Raw genomic sequence first — 18,946 nt, forward strand, 5'->3', positions numbered from 1 at the left:
CTGCCCATGAACAACTATCAACAGAATAGATGACGTCATCTTCACGGTGAAGTGATTATGCAATATATGCGCTGGTATTGCCGATGAATTAGAGGTCAATGTGGATTAGCTTTTGGGAAAGAAAACTCAAAAAAACCACTAGAAGAAACTTCTAGTGGCGTAAGACATTATCGTTGGTATCGACCTGGTTGGTCTTTCTTTTCACCTTGTCCAGGTTGATGACCTTGTTTTTGACCACCTTGGCCTGGGGCTTGTTTTCTTTCATCGGGATTTTGACCCATATTGCGACCACCTTGACCTTGTTGGTTTTGATTCATGCGTTCTTTATCGTCCCTGTTCATCATTATCTCCTTTTGTTGATAGGGTGAATCAAGTATAGAACAGAAAAAATAGAATGCTTTAAGCCAATAAGGACTGTTTCTCTCGTCAAGAAAAGAAAATGAGGTCATTCAAAGAGATAGCTAAGCTGGACGGGATAAAAAAAAATTACGCCTATCTTTTCCATTTGTTTACATAAAAGAGTGCTTTTAAAGCGGTTGAATACGATAATTCTTGCTATTCTATAATTGTGGTTAGAAAATCTTGCACGGCTAACACATTAAACTAGGAGGTCAAAAGAAAGTATGGTGAGCATGCTTTTATGTCTTAAAAGAAGCCTAAAATACTTTTGGTGAACTCCACGTTAAGGGATGAACCGTTGCAAGATCCTAACCCACCTTATCTATTCAGCTGCATTAATCCTGCAATAAACTTTTAAGGCCTGCCAAATGTGACTTGGCCATTGCTTTTGCTTTCGCTTCATTTTTTTCACCGGTTTTACCAAACCATTCCAAACTATCCTGAGGCAATTCATCCAAAAAACGGCTCGGTTGACACTCCTGAAGCTCGCCTGCGCGCCGACGTTGTCGTGCCAAGGTCAAACAGAGCTCTTTTTGCGCTCGAGTAATTCCCACATAAGCCAATCGACGCTCTTCTTCAATTTGATCTTCATCGATACTCACCCGATGCGGTAGTAGTTCTTCTTCCATACCGACCAAATACACATAGGGGAATTCCAAGCCTTTGGAAGCATGTAACGTCATTAATTGCAGGGTTTCACTATCTTGTTCATCGGCTTGTTCCAAAATATCAATCAGAATTAATTTGTTAACTACATCTGCTAATCGTTGGTCATTATTTTTTACCAGCAGGCGACCTACCCATTCAATTAGTTCCCATACATTATCCATACGTTTTTGTGCTTTGGCAGGTGTATCACATTGCTCGTAAACATACGCTTCATAACCGCTGTCTTCAACCATTTCACGCAATACCTCTACTACAGCTCTTCTTTCAAGTTGGCGTTTAATTTCCTCAAACCATTGCTTGAAATGAAGCAAGGCAGCGCGAGGCTTGTCTGCCAATCGTTCGGTTAATGCCAAATGATCGGCACAACTGTAAAGGCTTTTTCCTTTACTTTGGGCATAATTTCCTAACGTATCGAGGCTTGTTTCACCAATCCCTCGTTTGGGGGTGTTAACTACCCTTAAAAAAGCAGCATCATCCGCTTCATTACATAGCAGTTTTAAATAGGCAAAGACATCTTTTACCTCACTACGTGCAAACCAGGATTGCCCACCGCTAATACGATAGGGAATGCTGTGATGACGCAAAATTTTTTCAAAAACACGCGATTGGTGATTGCCACGGTATAAAATAGCATACTCACCATACTGGGTACGGTTACGTAGCTTATGACTAATTAAATCAGCAACCACTTGTTCTGCTTCATCATTCTCGTCTTTACACACGACCACACGTAATGACTCCCCATGACCAAGCGCACTCCATAATTTTTTGCTGAACAAATGGGTATTATTAGCAATTAAATGATTGGCCACATGTAAAATACGCCCGGTTGAACGGTAATTTTGTTCAAGTTTAATGACTTTAAGCTGCGGGTAATCTTTTTGTAATTGCGCCAAGTTCTCAGGTCTAGCACCACGCCAGGCATAAATGGACTGATCATCATCACCAACTACAGTAAACTGCGCCCGAATCCCTGTCAGTAATTTAACAAGCGAGTATTGGCAAGTATTAGAATCCTGATATTCATCAACAAGTAAATGGCGTATTTTATTTTGCCATTTTTCTCGCACGTCTGCGTGATTACTTAGCAAATTCACTGGCAAGCGAATTAAATCATCAAAATCAACGGCATTGTAAGCTTTGAGTGCTTGTTGATAGGCAGGATAAATTCGTAAAATGTCTTCATTAACTGCAAAGTCATGACTACGTTCCATTAGTTCTTCAGGACTTAACAATTCATTTTTCCAACGGGAAATCTGCTGTTGAATTTGTAGTAAATAATCCCGCTCTGTGGCTTTATTAGGTGGCAGAAAACTTCTAAGCAATTGCAAACAATCTTCGCTATCGAAAATGGAAAATCCTGTTTTTAACCCACACAGAGCGACATGGTGCTTGATAATCGTTAAACCCAGAGTATGAAAAGTGGCTACCTTCAAACCTCGCCGTACTGTAGCAGGTAACACCAAAGCCACCCGGGCACGCATTTCATTGGCTGCTTTATTGGTAAAAGTGACAGCACAAACGCTGTTTGCGGCATAGCCGCATTTTTCAAGCAAATAAGCTATTTTTTGTGTAATTACCCTCGTTTTACCACTGCCAGCACCGGCCAATACCAACAAAGGGCCATCTATATACTGCACTGCTGCCGTTTGTTGAGGATTTAACATTCTCTTAATCTCGAACAAAAAAAGATCATTATCTCGCGCCAAATCGAGGCGTGCAATCTTATTTATGCTAGAATAATGTATTTTGCAAACGCCTCAGGTTCATCATGAAAGAAACAGATTCCTTACAACGCTTTATTTTTGAAAATGCCAGCATTCGCGGAGAAATTGCCCATTTACAAGAAACCTATCAAATCATTATGGGGCAAAGGCCTTATCCCCCCATGGTGAGAAATCTACTGGGTGAAGCGCTGGTATCTTGTTTATTGTTAGCAGGCAGCATTAAATTTGAAGGTGATTTGAGTTTACAGTTTCAAGGAGATAAACGCCTTCCTTTGCTCCTTGTGCAATGTGACAACCTTTTGCATTTAAGAGCTTTTGCAAAATACGAAGAAGGATTGCAAGTCATTGATTACGCGGAAGCATTTTTACAAGGGCAAATGGTATTAACCATTAATCAATACAATCACACACAAGCTTATCAAAGTGTAGTTCCTATTCAATCAACCTCGATGAGTGAAAATTTAATGTCTTATTTTGCGCAATCAGAACAGATTGCCAGTCGCGTTTGGCTTGCGGTCAATGAAGACATGGCCGCCGGCATGCTCTTACAATTGATGCCCGGTCAAGATACCCAGCAACGTGAGCAATTCTGGGAATATGCAGTACAGCTCGGACAAACGGTCAGTGAACATGAATTATTAAATCTCGATAATCAAACTCTACTCCATCGTCTTTATCATGAAACTGAGGTTCGTCTTTTTGACGGTCGTAAAGCCAGTTTTAAGTGTCGCTGCAGCGAAGAAAAAATGAAACAGGTTTTAACCATCATTGGTGAAGAAGATGCCCAACAGTTACTTGCAGAAAAGGGACAAATCGAAGTCACCTGCGATTTTTGCAATAAGCAATATTGTTTTGACCCCATTGATGTGACGATGCTATTTCGTAAATAGCCTATGGCAAAATTCCAACTATTTGCCGCCAGGAGAATGATAATTTGCCTCGTAAATAGCAAAGATGGCAATAATATTGGCATAGCTTATGTATAAAAAGTAATCTTAAACTCATTTTAGAGAATCCCATGTCAAGACTAATCCTGGTGTTTGGTTTTTGGCTATTCTCCCCATTATTTGCCGGCAACGTGCATATTATTGCCGTTGGTGATGTACTTCTTCATGGACGCCTGCAACAAGCGGGCATGGAAAAAGGATTCAGCTCCTTGTGGCTTGCCGTGATACCGCAATTGCGTGAAGCAGACATCACTTATGGTAATTTAGAAGGCCCTGCGGCAGAAATGCTTGACCCCCGCGGTAATAATACACACAGTGTTAAAGAAGCCTATACTTCATTTCCCATGTTTAACTACCCTCCTTCTTTGATTCATGCGCTAAAGTTGTCCGGTTTTGATGTGGTTTCTACTGCGAATAATCACACGCTCGATCGTTGGGGTATTGGGATTGATAAAACCATTGCTACGTTAGAGGCAAATGCCATAGCATTTACTGGGACTCGACGCCAAAATAGTAAAGATGCCTGGTTTGCTGAAACCAGTGTTAATGGGATATCCATTGCCTGGCTAGCCTGTACCCAAGATACAAATGGAATAGCCGATAAATACCGACAAGTGCTTCATTGTTACCGCGATAAGCAACAAGTTTTGCAGTTAACCAATGAACTTGCCCAAACACATGATGCGGTTATTGTCACTCCTCATTGGGGCATTGAATATCAAACACAAGCGAATAAGGCACAACGTCTTTTAGCGAAAGAGCTAGCCGAAGCAGGGGCCTTTGCAATTCTTGGATCACATTCACATTGTGTACAGCCTTTTGATTGGATAACTACCGAAGTAGGTAAAACAGTATTCGTGGCTTATTCCCTGGGAAATTTTATTTCTAATCAAGGCAGTTTAAAAAATCGAGCGAGTGGCTTATTATCCCTCTATTTAAAAAAAGAGGACAATGGCATTACAGTGCTTGATAAAATTCATTACCAACCAACCTACATGGAAAATCGCGGAAAATCTATCCATTTATCTCTTGTGGTCTCCAAAAAGCATCCGGCTTATCAATGGATTAAAAAAGTGATTGGTGAAAAATATTTAGTGTTACCTAAAGATAATGCGGCAGAAGCTAAAGCCTCTGCCAGACCATTATTGCAGAGATGAATCAACTTTCGATAATAAAATAGTTTCTGGAGAAACAGCCTCCAGGAATTCTCCACGCATCGCGCGTAAGATTTGTTGAAGGGAGAGAAATTGTTCGCTGAGCTGAAAATATAAATCAGCAGTTTGGTTCTCCTGGAGCTCACCGACCGTAAGATAGGCAGCCTGGCCAATATCAGCAAAATATTCAAGACTAACATGTCTCTTTTTAGCAATGCCGGGGAAAAGTCCACAAAACAACAAACTTTTATCACCGACATCTTTTAACAACTCAACCTGTCGTCTAGGATTGTTCATGGATTCAAGGAAATCAAGCGCAACAACCGACTCAATTAACCTTGGACCTTGTGAAAACCGCATCAATAAAAACACCAGGTAACTTTCTGTATTTTCATTAAGTACCAAATGAGTTAAAGCTTGTGCTTCATTGACAAGAGCATGCCATTGACTGATTTCGGTGGGATGCAAAATCAATTGCTTCATAGTATCCCCCAATTTCCATTGTTTTTACTTTACTCTTAGTGTAGCAAACCGTATACCAAATATGCGGATGTTATCTAAATAAAGATAAATTATGGGTTTGAGTTTGCTAAAAGACCCCCTCAATAAATAAACTCAATGGTAGACCAAAAAAACATTAGACTTTAAAACACCAGCTATGTTTTTGTCTAAACAAATGAGGTGATAGTGCGGTTGCATTAGCTAGTTGAATTCACAAAATATAGGGTCGCTATCAAAGCACTGCACTGCCTTTCTTTATTTCATCTCCCTATCGAATTTTTCCGGAGTGAATAAAATGAAGCTTCTTATTTTTGCAATAGAATCTCCAACCCTATTATTATGAAGCCTTATGGTTTAATTAGAGAAGGGCATTATGTATATCAACAGCCTTTTGACGAAATTTTTTAAGAACGATGAATCTTTCAATAAGCTTGATGATTATCTGCCTCGAGAGTGTTGGCTTAACATTCTCGAATACCTACAAAAAGATAGAGAAATTAATACCTTGAGATTAGTCTCTACAGAGATGCAACGCGCCACCACCCTTACCAAAGCAGGAAGGAAGTATTATCAACGGAAAGATAACTTTTTCAACACTTATAAAAAAATAAAAGCAGTTTCGCAAAGGGATAATAATTATGAACTTTTTTTTGTTTCTCATTTAAAAACGCAAGTCGCCATTATAAAGGAACAGCTGATTACTCCTTCCAATACATTTAGTCTTTATATTTATTTTGATAATTCGTTGCAATCAGATAAAGAAAAGGCTTATTTAGCCCAGCAACTAGGTACTTGGGGAGCAGAGTTTATTTCTTCGCAAATACGTAGTATCACCTGGTACAATTATCCTAGTGATTATTTTAATTCTAAGGGACAGGGCTCTTCCTACTGGTCTTCTAATAAAACTGTTAAACATATTGTCAACAGCATGGACTCAGATGCCAAGCTTTCTTCTATTTATAATCATGTCATCTTAATTTTTACTATAGAAGCTTCAGAAAGCAATCATTTTATTCAATCATTAGTAGAACAGAAAAATAAATATCAATCAAAATTGCCTTTTATTATCATTGTCTCTTTAAACCCACTGATTAAACTAGAAGATTTTCAATACCCTATTTTAAAACTGTTTTCTATCTCACCTGGCTATAGGGAAAAACTAGCAGATACCTTCTTTTTAAATAACATTCATCCCGACCTTTGGACTAATACAAGTTACAGATATGAATTTTATTACCGCAGAAAAATGGAAAATATAGCTAAAGAGATAAGCAATTTATTTGAAAATTTAATCAACATAAAAGAGTCTCTTCAAACACATACCGATAATCAACATATGAACGGTCCATAAACCTTAGACCGCCTTACACGTAGTTAGTCACAATATGATCCTTGTGCTCCTTGAGCATCTCCCAATAAGTAGATCCACTTACACTAGAAACTCTGGCAAAAATATCGATTAACAAAAAATAAGGCATTCGCCATGAAACGTAGTAAATTTACAGAAGAACATATTATTCAGTCTTAAGCAGGCGGAATTAGGAACGAGTGTTTCAGAAGCTCGGGATAAACGAAGCGAATCTCTCACCCGATCCTCCTTTACTGTATGAAATATCTCGCCAATTTATGATAGGCTATGATGTTTACTGTTACGAATATCATCCAGTAAGTCTGCCGTCCGAGTGCTAATACTACCCTTTCGTAAGTCAGGAAATTTTTTTTCTACTTTATCAAGAGCATCAGTAATATCCATACGTTCTGCATAATCCAGGAGTTTCTTTAATCCTTTTACTTTTTCGGCTTTCCTATCTTTATTTGCATAAGGCCAGCAACTTTGTATTTCCTTTTCTAATTTATCAATCAGCTTTTCTATTCCGGCAATCTGCTCGTCAGTGAGACTGGAATCAAAAGATTGAACTCGGATTTCTGCGAAAGGATTCGCAGCTTGATTACCTGGATTATGTTTTTGTTGAGCGGGTAGATTTAGATAATAACTTTGTTTAACCCAAATTTGCTCACCTTGGGTTAGAGTATTACCTGTGCCCCCTAGCTCCTCATACAATTCATCCTCCATTACAATACACTGCTCATTTCTATAATTAAAGCGGGTTGGTTTACCCTTGTTGTCGAGAATGACTGCATCGTATTTCGTTTTAACTGCTTCTTTATCTGAATTAATCGGCCTTTCATCAATACCAATACCATTGGCGTCCAATATGAGTGCAATTTTACTAAGGAATGCTGCTATTTTTTTTCTATCTCGTAATTCATTATTATAAAAAATCAGAGCTATCTGTTTACTTGGCTGGCCAGTTGGGGCTAGCTGCTTGCCGGCAAATTTAATACTTACACGGGGTGCTTCTGCTTGATTTAATTCGTTTGCAATAAGTTGAGCGGCAAGGGCTATTTTATCAGGGTCTATACTAATATGAATTTTCCAACCATTACCAGGATTACCTCCGCTACTCCCTAAGGCATTTGCAATGATACTCCCCTCCTTCGAATCAGGCACCGCAAGCCAACCCTTGCTTTCAGGGCTATTAAAATCTGTAATATAAATCTGAGTTAATCGTTGTATGCTAATTGGCATGTTATAACCCCTGTATGAATTGTTTATAATTATATTGCTCTTTGCTTAAACAATTATTAACCCGAATTTTTTAAAGCTTAATTCGCCGATGCCATTTCTGCATTTCCACCTGTATACTTATTTATATCGTTAAGCGGGAAAATGAATCACAACATCAAATCATAAAGAGTAGTCTATGAGTGCAGCAGATTTGGAAAAAATTAGTAACCTCATTGGTGAAGCCCAGCAGCTCCTACAAGAAAATCAACAAGGTATAGAAGAAATTCTTCGTGAATCGCAAAATGAGGATACCTCTTTCGAAGAAATTTCCCATAGCTTACAATTAGTTCTTCAATATCGCCTCAATTGCCAAGATACCCTGGTTGCCTTGCTTAATCTTGATCACCACTTGCTTTATGGTTTGGGCATTCAAGCGCAGCACTCAGCAACAAGTAATCTCGAGCGTCTTTCCTATGCCTTGGGAAGTGATGATTTGAAACAAATTTTGCATGCCCTGTCGCAGTTAGTGGAGTCTTTGTTAAAAATAGCTCGACGCCACCAACGCATTACAGAGCATCATCCTACAAAGCTGGAGAAACAACCTATTAAAAATTCTTCCCCTAATAAATTCATCAAAAACATAAAAAAACTGCTTCTAAAGCAAGAACATTTTATTCTCTTGATTAATCAATTGGATTCTTCGATTAAGCAGCTCGTGAAGTTTGAAGCAATAGGTCCCGTTCGTGATCATATTGCAGCTTTAAGAGGGCCTGTTTCACAGTTCCATCAAGCTATACTACACGGCCTTGCACAGGCAAAACTGCTATATCAAAAAATTCATAAAACGCCAATACTCGATCACAATTTGTCGCAACTTTTAAAGAAAACGGAACAGGTATTGGATTTAATGCCCTCGCTTTATCAACCTTCACCTAACTATTCCTTAGGGCATTTTGCTGCCAAATCATCCGAAGACTTGGAACAAAGAGCTGCAGCCAAACGATTGCGCCCTTTTTTTGGCTGATGATAAACTAAGTTATGGTTCTCTGAAACTTCAACCAAATTGAGGTGATATTTAGTTTAAGAGCTCAAATAATTGATCTTTATTTGTGCTTTCAGATAAAGCAATGGGTAAAATAAAGCTTTTAATGACTGCTTGCCAGAAATCATCATATAAACAGTTTTGCAGAGGATGCTCATCGCTTACAGGAAAGCACGGCCCATGGTTTGCTTCCAGCAACCAAATGCGTTGATTACTGTCTACCATAAAATCAAAACCAAAAATCGCCAATCTTTTCGCTTTATCCACCACAAAAGCCTGAGGATACTGGTGCTGTAATGCGTTTATCGTAATAGTAACAATTTGCTTAATGTAAGGATAAAGGCTACCAAAAAAATCAAACCGCCATGCAGGGATTTGCACAACGTTTGCCTCATTATGATCCAAGTGTTCATTGGTTAAATGCGGGCGCAAATCGGCATATTGATTTTCTTTAAAAGGGTGCAAGGCCACATTAAAGTAGCCTTGTGGGTAAAGATAAACGCCTGCATAATTGGTCAGGATAACAAACATGCGTATGCTATATTTGTGTCCGGCTGGAGGTCTTAGTAAATGCGGATTAGTAATATATCGTTGCAAAACATGCTCCCCTCCGAGCCTTGTATTTCCTAAAAAATGATTTTCCAAATCATTAAGATGCTGAAAAATTTTGATGGCTTTACCATTATTTAGTAACGCTGGCTTTAAAATCCAAACTGGGGGTTGCTCAGTCAAAGAAGTATAATCATCGGCAATTTTTTCTAAAACGAAAGGCCAATTTTTATCATTGATGCAATAGGTCGATGGCATAACTTCAGGGCAATAGTAGGTCAGTAAGCGTGCTAGTAGATGCTTATATTCCAGACATTGCGCAGCCTCCCTATTAAATTGCAAATTGTTATCATTGAAACTTGCTTGCCAGTTAAAACGGCTACCATGCCAACCCTGCTGCTGCAAATAGCGGACTAAATTGAAATGTGTTGGCGATTGCCCTGCATTTAAAAAAAACCGTGCAGGAGGTTTTAAAAATTTAAGCATTTTCAGTGCGATACTTACGGTAATTTAATAATGTTAATGATAGTACACCACAAACCAGCCCCCAAAATGCAGCTCCAACTCCCCAAAGAGTAATACCTGAGGCCGATACCAAAAAAGTAATTAAGGCCGCTTCCCATTGGTTTTCACTATTCATCGCAGTTTTTAGGCTATTGGCAATGGGATTTAATAAAGCCAAACCTGCAATAGCCAGGATGAAGGATTTAGGGAAAGCCGAAAACAAGGCAACCACCGTCGCCCCCAAAAGCCCTGTCAACACATAAAATATACCGGCATATACTGCAGCAAGATAACGCTTGTCACGATTGGGATGTGCTTCCTCCCCCATGCAAATGGCTGCAGTAATAGCCGCTAAATTAAAAGCATAACCACCCCAAGGCGCTAATAAAAGGGTAGTGAAACCTGTCCAGCTAATTAATGGTGAGATCGGTGGCTTAAAACCCGAGGCCTGAATAACGGCCACTCCTGGCAGATTTTGTGATGTCATCGTGACAACAAATAAAGGGATACCGACACTAATTAAAGCCGACCACGAAAACGCCGGGAATGTAAAAATTGGTGTTGACAGGGCAACATGAAAATTTTCAAAATGAAACAACCCCTCCATTTCAGCAATAAAAGCACCCAAAACAAATACCCAAAGAATGACATAGCGTGGAAATAAACGTTTTCCTAGCAAATACACAATAAACATTAGGCATACCAACAAAAATTGCTCTTGCATTGCCACAAATACATTCATGCCAAAATGCAACAAGATACCTGCAAGCATAGCTGAAGTCAGGGCACGTGGAATATGCATCATAATCTTCTCAAACCACCCCGTTATCCCGGAAATCAAAATTAATATTCCTGAAAAAAGAAAAGCACCTATCGCTTCTGCCATGGAAATGCCTGATAAACTAGTAGCCAATAAAGCAGCACCCGGGGTCGACCAGGCGGTCAAAATAGGAACTCGATAATAAAGAGAAAGTCCTATGCAAGTTAGCCCCATCCCTACACCAAGTGCCAATAACCAGGAACTCACCTCCGCGGAGTTAGCTCCTGCAGCAGCCGCCGCCTGAAACACAATAACCGCAGTACTCGTGTAACCTACCAACACAGCGATGAAACCTGCTGTAAGGTTTGAAAAAGAAAATGACTTAAACATTAGCAAAATCCTGAAGATTAAATACCTATTGTATGCTACAATGTGCGTTATAGCGCACAATTGTAACATCGTGCGCTATAACGCACAATAGAGAGCGCATCAATGCAATCAGTATCAGGACATATTGCAAAAACATTGAAGGCCTTACGGCAACAACGTGGCTGGAGCCTTAATAAGGCCGCTACGGAAACCGGGGTCAGCAAAGCCATGCTAGGTCAAATTGAACGGCAAGAGTCAAGCCCCACAGTTGCTATTTTGTGGAAAATAGCAACCGGTTTTCATGTTTCTTTTTCTACTTTTTTAGCAGAATCAAAACTGTATTCACAAACTTTACTGTATCGCGCTTCTCCTTCTTCTGAGTCTCAAGCAAATGAAGAGCAGATTCGCATCAATGCGTTGTTCCCCTTTGATGAACAATTACGCTTTGAAATGTTTGTCATTGAGTTGTTACCCGGCTGTGAGCAATTATCGAGCCCACATGAACCTGGGATAATTGAGCATATCATTGTTACCGGTGGAGAAATAGAAGTTCTAATAAACCAGCACTGGCAAATTTTACGTTGCGGGGAAGGATTACGTTTTAATGCTGACCAAGCGCATGGTTATCGGAATCCAGGCGCAGTGAGTGCTTTTTTTCACAATATTATTCACTATCCTTAACAACCCGGATTCAACTGATTAGTGCAACTTTTGTATTAAAAGAGGCAGGTGAACAGTTTTCGTTTACTACGATGGATTGTTAACGTCCGTTTATTAACGCTATTATAGTGTTTATGAATCCACAATGACGCGCTGCTCTCATAGAAATACTCTAATTTGCTGCTCCATATGCCCTATCGCGCCAAATGTCTTGGATGATGCAGCACAAAGGCTTTTCCTACTTACTGACCGATAGGTTATTCCTCAGCTTAATTCCCAGTCGACCTGCATTCTGCGAACAAATTTTTTGCAATAAAAGAGGAGATAAATTGCAGCCCCGAATAAAACTCATACTTTGCTTCACACTTTCATAAGGATAATCAGTTGCAAGCATAACCTTATGTTCTCCCATAACATTTAAGATGTAGTCCAATAAAGGTTTGGAAAAACGTCCACTAGTAGTTACATAAACATTGTCCGAAATCACTTGGGATGGGGTACGTTTGATATTTGGTCTTTCTTTTATAAAACCCGCTAATTTAGAGATATTAGGGTTTACATAAGCCCAATCTATTCGATCAGGAATTAAAAACGGTATGGTTTCTCCCATATGTCCAAGGATTATAGTGAGTTTAGGAAATTGATCAAAAACACCTGCGTAAATCATTCGCAATAAACAAAGTGCTACGTCAAGTTGAAATCCTAATGGGGGTCCACCTAAAGCAAAACCATATTTGCCAAACTCGCTCATTAATGGTGTAGTAGGATGAATATAAATAGGAATATTCAGACTTTCAGCAGCTTCCAGCAAAGGCCAATATTTTTTGTCATCAAAATATTCGTCGTCCCCAAAGTTAGAATGCACCAACCAACCGACAAAACCCAATTTGGTTATTGCACGCTCCAACTCCTTAACTGAATTTTTTGGATCGTAAGGAGAAATAGATGCAAATCCCATAAATCGAGTGGGATACTTTTTAGTGGTTTCAAAAATCAGGTCATTGAGTTCTACTGCCAAGGAACCTGCTATGTGATGATCAGGAGCAAATTCATCGATACCTGGGGAAGAAAAACTTAATACTTGAATATCTAATCCAGCTTCATCCATAGCGTTAATACGCTCTTGACCCAGATTACATAAGATGTCAATAAATGCAGTATTTTGAAAAAGTGAAATCTGTTTCGTAAAACGCAGCATGTACGCCCCTGGTCTTTTTTCTTTAACAAAAAGAGGATAATTTTTTCGCGTTGCTAGGTAATCAAAAACTGCTTTAGTATAAAAATGCGCTTCCAAATCTATAGAGGTCATGATTTTGTCTCTTATTTATTTGTGATGTTTTAGTAGGGCAAGCCTTGGGTATTTTTTTTGATTTCAAACGCATTTCTTGCATTAAGGCATTACGAAGAATGGTGCCATTTGCTTGGGTTGCGCCAGACCAAAAACCGGTAGCGCAGGTATTTGTATTACAATCACCGCCAAAAGTAAAAAATGCTTGGGTTCTCTCTATTCTACAGTTACACAAAGCGCGTTTTGAATTTTGCGGATCAACTGTGCACAACATATCAACACAATTCGTCCAGGGCAATCCTTCTGGGCAGTTCATTGGTCTTTTAGTTGCAAATTGCTCAAATGAAAATGTTGAAATAAGTGTCGTCACTTTGTATCTATTCTGAACAGGTTTTCTCTCTTTACACGTTTTATAACCGGCACTTTTACCTTTTTCTACTACACAATCGCAAATTGCGTTGGCCAAGCTCCCTGGGATGGGAATACAGCGAGCAGAAGTACATAGGGCATAATCTTGATCGCATATAATTGGAGTTTCAGAAGCCTGCGCAAAACCGGTAAGAAACAAAAAAACGCACATTAATCCAATCCATTGTCTAAGTATTAAGTCCATTTTTTTCCTTTATTTTTTTATTGAGGCTACTTTATATATTTGTAAACTGTTTTATTAATTACAATGACCGCAAAAGGGACTAATAGCAATATTGTTCCCACAAAAAATAATCCTTACCCTTTCCATGAAGCTTAGGGTTCCGCTTTAGAGGCCAAGCTTCGATTCATAGTGTCTGCGTCTTTTGGGTCTACTCTGTAGATTTTTACAGAATGTTGAGCGCTTGAGTGAAATGCATTTGAAAGTTCTGTACATAAGCCACCGTCTCCTATAGCCCGCTTTGTGCAAAATTGTGTGACCTTAAAAAAACGGTAAAGACGGTAAAATTTTAAGAAAAGACAGCCAGGGGGCAGCAACCCTAGTGATGAGGAGATTGTCGAGACTGAGAAGTGATGAAACTGATTGACGGGATTAATCAAAAATATGGACCGAGACCATGCGACTCGCCACTCAAGGGTTTTCATGTAGATTATGTCCGGCATCCCGGAGCGCTTTGTTCATGGTGTCGCAGCGCACAATCAGGACGAATATACGTTTTGTATTGGTTATAGGCTTCATGAAAAGTAGGATGGCCTAACTTTTTTTGAAAATAATCTATCGCATCCGCATCATGATAGCTTACAGCCAAATCCAACCAATCAAACCCTGCTAACCAGTCACATTCCAATTTGGGGAACTGGACATTAATGTCGGGATCCATTTCAGTCTTTAATGCTTTAAGATCACCGAATGAAACAAGTGCAAGTTCAAATTGTGCACTGGTAAAACGTTGCTTACCAGGTGATATTTCGACAATCCGTCGCGCTAAAATTAAAATTTCTTGCAAATATTCCTCAAAACTGACGAGGCGTTTAGCCGGCTTAAAAAATTGTCGTCGTTTCATTTCATTTCATTTCTTAAAGAATAAAATATAATCAATAGTACATTTACTTACCTATTTTGGGAATCTCTTTTCTATTCTTTACAATCCTCTTCGTTTTTTCTTTGCAAAATCCCTGCACATAACTTTTAATAATTGTGGCCTGGGTATATCCTTAAAATTTGTTTTATTTAGGGCGATGAAGGGATTGCATGACTTCTCATTCAAATGTTCATTCACCAGAATCACCTTCGCGAAGCTTTGCTAATAGTAAAATATTAGCACTAGCAGCCATTGGTGGCCTATTCATTGGCACTGCTGTTGCCGGTATTCGTTTAGGCGTTGGCTTCATGCAAACCCTCTTTTTTGGCGCTAATGTTAATTTGTATAGTCCAGCGACAGTACCTTTCTGGCGTATTATGTTAGTGACAGTGTTGGGAGGAATATTCTTAGGATGGCTTTTACGCCTTGCCGGGCGCTTCAAACGCTTGGCGATCGTTGACCCTGTTGAAGCAAATGCCCTGGAAGGGGGTAAAATGTCTTTAGGCGACAGTTTAATCCTGGTGGGCCTCTCTATTGTTTCTATCACCATTGGAGGTTCAGTTGGATTTGAAGCAGCTATGACTCAGCTTGGAGCAGGTAGCTTAAGCTTCATCGGGCAAAAACTAAACCTTGAACGACGCGATCTAAGAATACTAGTCTCTTGTGGCACCGGTGCTGGAATTGCTGCAATTTTCGGTGCACCACTTGCTGGTACTTTTTACGCGCTGGAGCTAGTTGTGGGTGGGTATGCCATGCGCGCTTTACTCCCCACCTTATTAGCAAGCGCGATGAGCAGCCATATCATTTATATTTTTATTGGCTATCAACCCATTTTTCTTGCGAGCGACATCGGCCCCCCTGCCCTTTGGCATTTCCCTTTAGCCATTTTGACTGGTATTTCTGCAGCAATCATTGGTATTGCGGTAATGAGGGGGACAACCGGCTTTGAAAAAATCCTGTCTTCTTTTCGTGTCCCTACCATTGCCAAACCGACCCTAGGCGCATTGATTCTAGGTTTAGTTTCCTTGCGCGTGCCTGAAGTAATGGGGCCCGGTCATCATAGTATCAATGAAATTCTGGCCGGTAGTAATTTATTAGGCGGTATGATGGTACTTTTGCTTGCCAAAATCATTGCTTCAGTTGCTTGCGTAGGTTCAGGCTTTCGAGGGGGCTTATTTTCGGCCTCATTATTTCTTGGTGCAACACTTGGTTATTTAGTCCATGGGCTTTTATTGCTTCCTGTATTTGGCCCTACTATTCCGCTTGACCTGGCAGTGGTCGCAGGAATGGCCGGAGTAGCCACATCAATTATCGGTACTCCTATTGCCATTGTATTACTGATGGTGGAAACAGCGGGGCTGCAAACCGGGGTGGTAACTACAGCAATTACTGTTATTATCGCTAGCCACTTAACACGCTATTGGTTTGGTTATTCATTCTCAACCTGGCGCTTTCATGTTCGTGGCAATGATCTTTTAGGGCCACGGGATATTGGGCGCTTAAGAGAATTATCCTTTGGTGATTTGCAACTCAATAATCCTCTACGTGTTTCCTTGCAGACGTCGATAAATTCCGCCGCTAAAAAAACGTCAGAAACCGATTTAAACGTCATTGCCCTGGAAGAGAGGGAAGGGCGTTTTGTTGGCTTGGTAAGTTGCCAAGAGTTGCTAGAATCTCGCCCCAATACTCCAGCGCTGGCGCTCTGTAATTTGGCGCAAAAACCTGAGTTTTGTGTCCATAAAAATGAACCCTTAATTAATTATATTGAAAAGATTGGCGAAAGTTCTGCCGGGGAAATTGCGGTCCTGGATGAGCAAGAGCACCTTATTGGCTTAGCCTCAGAAGCGGCGGTGTTACATCGCTACCTCATGGAAATTTTGGCTGCTGACAGGGATGATGCGATTCAGATTATTAATAAGTAGAGGCAAATCTGATTGGCATAAAAATGCCAACCAGACCTTAATATTTTTATTTGAGATGGATTTTGTTTCGTCTCGACTAAGTTCGCGACACTATTAATCAATTTCCCAACTGATTCTGCTGGTGCAGTACTTGCTGGATAGTTGTACGCTTTGCATGTAAGTTGTAAACGAGAAAATTAAAAATAGACTCCGCAATGTTTTGATACGCTTGTTTCACGTCTTGAGCACTATCAAACGAATTAGAGTCGTCGCACTTGGTTAAGTATCTTTTATCTTCACTATCATCAAGGTTTAAACCATCTAAATAAGGATATAGCTCAGTCGCAGTTAGTTTTCCCTGCATGTAGGCGTTAAACTGTTCCAAAAAATCAATGTTTTCACTAAAAAGGCCTTTTTCGGCTACCTTTTTTAAGATATTCCAATTATCACCGTTCAAATTATAAAAATAGTTACCCTGTATTTTACAGCTTGGCGGACAACTGTGTTTAACCGCCGCGATAAAATCATCGATTGTATTCGAGTCTACTTCACGTTTTGTTATAATTTGACTGGCAAAAAGTATGTTTCTTCTGGAAGGAAGATTTTTCTCATCTTTTACTGCTGGCGAATACACACTGAGTGATCTTTTTCTCTCACCGCTATCCCGTTGCAAGTCCGATGTACTTTTAGAGCGTCTTGCACTCATTTGTGTTTTCAATTCATCATTATTCGATTTTTTTTTACCTTCATCTTTGGATTTTTTAAACAATTTAAACATAATTAACCTACTACAATTTAATCAGCCCCCAAGTATATCATATTTTCAACCATTGGGATTTTATTTTTTACAAAATGCTTCTTATTGACTCTACTTGCTGTTTTATACTACTTATGATTTGAATTCATTTACCTTCCACCCTTTTGAATAAATTATCTGTCATCAGAAACTTAGCGAAGGATGATTACCTTGGTTAAGGAATGATTTACTCTATTGTGTAAAAAGTAACGCTTGCAAACCACTCACAACATGTGTATAAAGAAACTTGTTTGCAATATAAATAGGCATACTAGTTAGTAATGAAACTTCAAGCTGCTTTTTCATTATTCCCCTCATCCAAGGAAAACACGAAAAGTTTTCTTCTTGCTCTAATTTTATCGGTTAGCAATGTCAATGTGGCCGGCGCGGCCGACTAACTCACTTCAAACCTATCCACACTTTCTGCTAAACAAATTAGGAACTTTAATGATGCAACGATATAAATCCATTTTTATCTATGGTTTTGCAATTTTTGCCATGTTTTTTGGCTCCGGAAACCTGGTTTTCCCTTTACAAATTGGAGAAGCAGCTGGTAATCATTGGGTGATTGGGTTCGTTGGTCTTTTGCTTACGGGTATTTTGCTTCCGTTAACCGGCCTTTTTGTTATTAAATTGTATCAAGGGAATTATCATGCTTTCTTTGGGGAAGCGGGTAAATTCGCAGCCTTTTTATTGCCCCTCTTTATGTTATCCCTCCTAGGTTCTTTTGGTGTCGTTCCCCGGTGTATTACCGTCGCCTACGGTAGTCTAAGTTATCTTTTACCGCAAATTAAGCTTTCTTATTTTAGTTTCTTTTTTTGTCTGGTTACTTTCTTTTTCTGCTTAAATGACAAAGTAATGATCAAGCTGTTAGGCAAATGGATGAGCCCAATCCTGCTTATCACGCTCTTCATTTTAATTGTAATTGCTATTATCAAGGCACCTGCTACTGTGGGCTCTATACCGGGTAAACAAGCGTTTAGCTACGGATTTATCACGGGATATCAAACCATGGATTTATTTGCCGCCTTTTTCTTTTCAGCCTTAATTTTTACACAAATCCAGCAATCACTGCCTGATGCTTCAGCGAAAGAGGTTCTTCTATTTGCCATTAAACCGAGTATCCTTGGTGCTTCATTGCTAGCCCTTGTTTATTTAGGATTTGTATTTCTTGGCTCGCATTATTCACCGCTAATTGCCGGTATTAAGCCTGAATTGATGCTACCTAGTATCGCCAAACAGGCCATGGGTGATTATGCGACTCTGTTTATGGGCATTGCCATGTTTTTTTCATGTTTAACAACAGCTGTTGCCCTTAATAATCTGTACGCACGCTACCTTCACTCCTTGTTAAAACTGAAGAATGAAAACTTTTACCTGATTTTATTGTTTACAACTGGCTTATCTTTTATCATTTCATTGCTGGATTTTAAAGGGATTGCCGCATTCCTGGCCCCAATCCTTGAATTAACTTATCCAGGAATTATCGCACTAACAGTAATGGCAATTGTAATAAAAGGGCGTCATGCATACAAAAAGGCAGTATTTTATGCAATGACTTTTTTAATGTGCATTCCTATGGCCATGCATTAATATTCAC

17 protein-coding genes are annotated in these 18,946 nt (G+C 39.5%); 7 read left to right on the forward strand and 10 right to left on the reverse strand.

The window, feature by feature from the left end; genetic code table 11:
• Positions 1-167: 167 nt before the first annotated feature.
• Positions 168-344, reverse strand: coding sequence for a hypothetical protein (locus Ljam_RS15205; protein WP_156411921.1), 177 nt, complete (start codon positions 342-344; stop codon positions 168-170).
• A gap of 390 nt (positions 345-734) precedes the next feature.
• Entirely contained in the window at positions 735-2,735 is a 2,001-nt protein-coding gene (gene rep / locus Ljam_RS08590) for a DNA helicase Rep (protein ID WP_058449629.1), read from the reverse strand.
• Between the two features lie 104 nt (positions 2,736-2,839).
• Between rep and hslO the strand changes: the two genes are divergently transcribed.
• Both hslO and Ljam_RS08600 read left to right on the forward strand, forming a co-directional pair.
• Positions 2,840-3,685, forward strand: a complete 846-nt coding sequence (gene hslO, locus Ljam_RS08595; RefSeq protein ID WP_058449630.1) for an Hsp33 family molecular chaperone HslO — start codon at positions 2,840-2,842, stop codon at positions 3,683-3,685.
• A gap of 128 nt (positions 3,686-3,813) precedes the next feature.
• A complete protein-coding gene (locus Ljam_RS08600; protein ID WP_058449631.1) occupies positions 3,814-4,899 on the forward strand; it encodes a CapA family protein in 1,086 nt (361 codons plus the stop codon).
• Here Ljam_RS08600 and Ljam_RS08605 read toward each other — a convergent pair.
• Positions 4,885-5,379, reverse strand: a complete 495-nt coding sequence (locus Ljam_RS08605; protein ID WP_058449632.1) for a hypothetical protein — start codon at positions 5,377-5,379, stop codon at positions 4,885-4,887. The two genes, Ljam_RS08600 and Ljam_RS08605, sit on opposite strands and share 15 nt — an antisense overlap.
• 391 nt (positions 5,380-5,770) lie before the next feature.
• On the opposite strand from Ljam_RS08605, the gene Ljam_RS08610 reads away from it, so the two are divergent.
• Positions 5,771-6,748 carry a hypothetical protein gene (locus tag Ljam_RS08610; protein ID WP_058449633.1) on the forward strand — a complete coding sequence of 326 codons (978 nt, stop codon included), beginning with the start codon at positions 5,771-5,773 and terminating at the stop codon, positions 6,746-6,748.
• Positions 6,749-7,021: 273 nt separating this feature from the next.
• Here Ljam_RS08610 and Ljam_RS08615 read toward each other — a convergent pair whose 3' ends face one another.
• The gene (locus Ljam_RS08615) at positions 7,022-7,987 is read right to left on the reverse strand and encodes a hypothetical protein (RefSeq protein WP_058449634.1); all 966 of its coding nucleotides are present in this window, start codon (positions 7,985-7,987) and stop codon (positions 7,022-7,024) included.
• Positions 7,988-8,162: 175 nt separating this feature from the next.
• Here Ljam_RS08615 and Ljam_RS08620 point away from each other — a divergent pair, with 175 nt between their 5' ends.
• A complete protein-coding gene (locus tag Ljam_RS08620) occupies positions 8,163-8,990 on the forward strand; it encodes a hypothetical protein (RefSeq protein WP_058449635.1) in 828 nt (275 codons plus the stop codon).
• 51 nt (positions 8,991-9,041) lie between these two features.
• Here the strand turns inward: Ljam_RS08620 and Ljam_RS08625 are convergent, their stop codons facing one another.
• Both Ljam_RS08625 and Ljam_RS08630 read right to left on the reverse strand, forming a co-directional pair.
• Positions 9,042-10,043: an ATP-grasp domain-containing protein gene (locus Ljam_RS08625; RefSeq protein WP_058449636.1), complete on the reverse strand. Its 1,002-nt coding sequence runs from the start codon at positions 10,041-10,043 to the stop codon at positions 9,042-9,044.
• Complete coding sequence (locus tag Ljam_RS08630) at positions 10,036-11,211, reverse strand: benzoate/H(+) symporter BenE family transporter (protein ID WP_058449637.1); 1,176 nt, start codon at positions 11,209-11,211, stop codon at positions 10,036-10,038. Before Ljam_RS08630 ends, Ljam_RS08625 begins: the two co-directional genes overlap by 8 nt.
• 102 nt (positions 11,212-11,313) lie before the next feature.
• On the opposite strand from Ljam_RS08630, the gene Ljam_RS08635 reads away from it, so the two are divergent.
• Complete coding sequence (locus Ljam_RS08635; RefSeq protein ID WP_058449638.1) at positions 11,314-11,871, forward strand: helix-turn-helix domain-containing protein; 558 nt, start codon at positions 11,314-11,316, stop codon at positions 11,869-11,871.
• Between the two features lie 217 nt (positions 11,872-12,088).
• On the opposite strand, the gene Ljam_RS08640 is transcribed toward Ljam_RS08635, so the two are convergent.
• The 3 genes from Ljam_RS08640 to Ljam_RS08650 form a co-directional block, all read right to left on the reverse strand.
• Positions 12,089-13,159 carry an amidohydrolase family protein gene (locus tag Ljam_RS08640; protein WP_058449639.1) on the reverse strand — a complete coding sequence of 357 codons (1,071 nt, stop codon included), beginning with the start codon at positions 13,157-13,159 and terminating at the stop codon, positions 12,089-12,091.
• Positions 13,122-13,751 carry a hypothetical protein gene (locus Ljam_RS08645; protein ID WP_058449640.1) on the reverse strand — a complete coding sequence of 210 codons (630 nt, stop codon included), beginning with the start codon at positions 13,749-13,751 and terminating at the stop codon, positions 13,122-13,124. Before Ljam_RS08645 ends, Ljam_RS08640 begins: the two co-directional genes overlap by 38 nt.
• Before the next feature lie 466 nt (positions 13,752-14,217).
• Positions 14,218-14,631 carry a hypothetical protein gene (locus Ljam_RS08650; RefSeq protein ID WP_058449641.1) on the reverse strand — a complete coding sequence of 138 codons (414 nt, stop codon included), beginning with the start codon at positions 14,629-14,631 and terminating at the stop codon, positions 14,218-14,220.
• Between the two features lie 188 nt (positions 14,632-14,819).
• Here Ljam_RS08650 and Ljam_RS08655 point away from each other — a divergent pair, with 188 nt between their 5' ends.
• Positions 14,820-16,571 carry a chloride channel protein gene (locus Ljam_RS08655; RefSeq protein WP_058449642.1) on the forward strand — a complete coding sequence of 584 codons (1,752 nt, stop codon included), beginning with the start codon at positions 14,820-14,822 and terminating at the stop codon, positions 16,569-16,571.
• 97 nt (positions 16,572-16,668) lie between these two features.
• Here Ljam_RS08655 and Ljam_RS08660 read toward each other — a convergent pair whose 3' ends face one another.
• Positions 16,669-17,328, reverse strand: a complete 660-nt coding sequence (locus Ljam_RS08660; protein WP_058449643.1) for a hypothetical protein — start codon at positions 17,326-17,328, stop codon at positions 16,669-16,671.
• A 465-nt stretch (positions 17,329-17,793) separates the two neighbouring features.
• Between Ljam_RS08660 and Ljam_RS08665 the strand changes: the two genes are divergently transcribed.
• The gene (locus tag Ljam_RS08665; protein WP_058449644.1) at positions 17,794-18,939 is read left to right on the forward strand and encodes a branched-chain amino acid transport system II carrier protein; all 1,146 of its coding nucleotides are present in this window, start codon (positions 17,794-17,796) and stop codon (positions 18,937-18,939) included.
• Positions 18,940-18,946 lie beyond the last annotated feature (7 nt).

Origin of the sequence: Legionella jamestowniensis (genome assembly GCF_001467745.1) — a bacterium.
In the GTDB taxonomy this organism is placed as follows: Bacteria; Pseudomonadota; Gammaproteobacteria; order Legionellales; family Legionellaceae; genus Tatlockia; species Tatlockia jamestowniensis.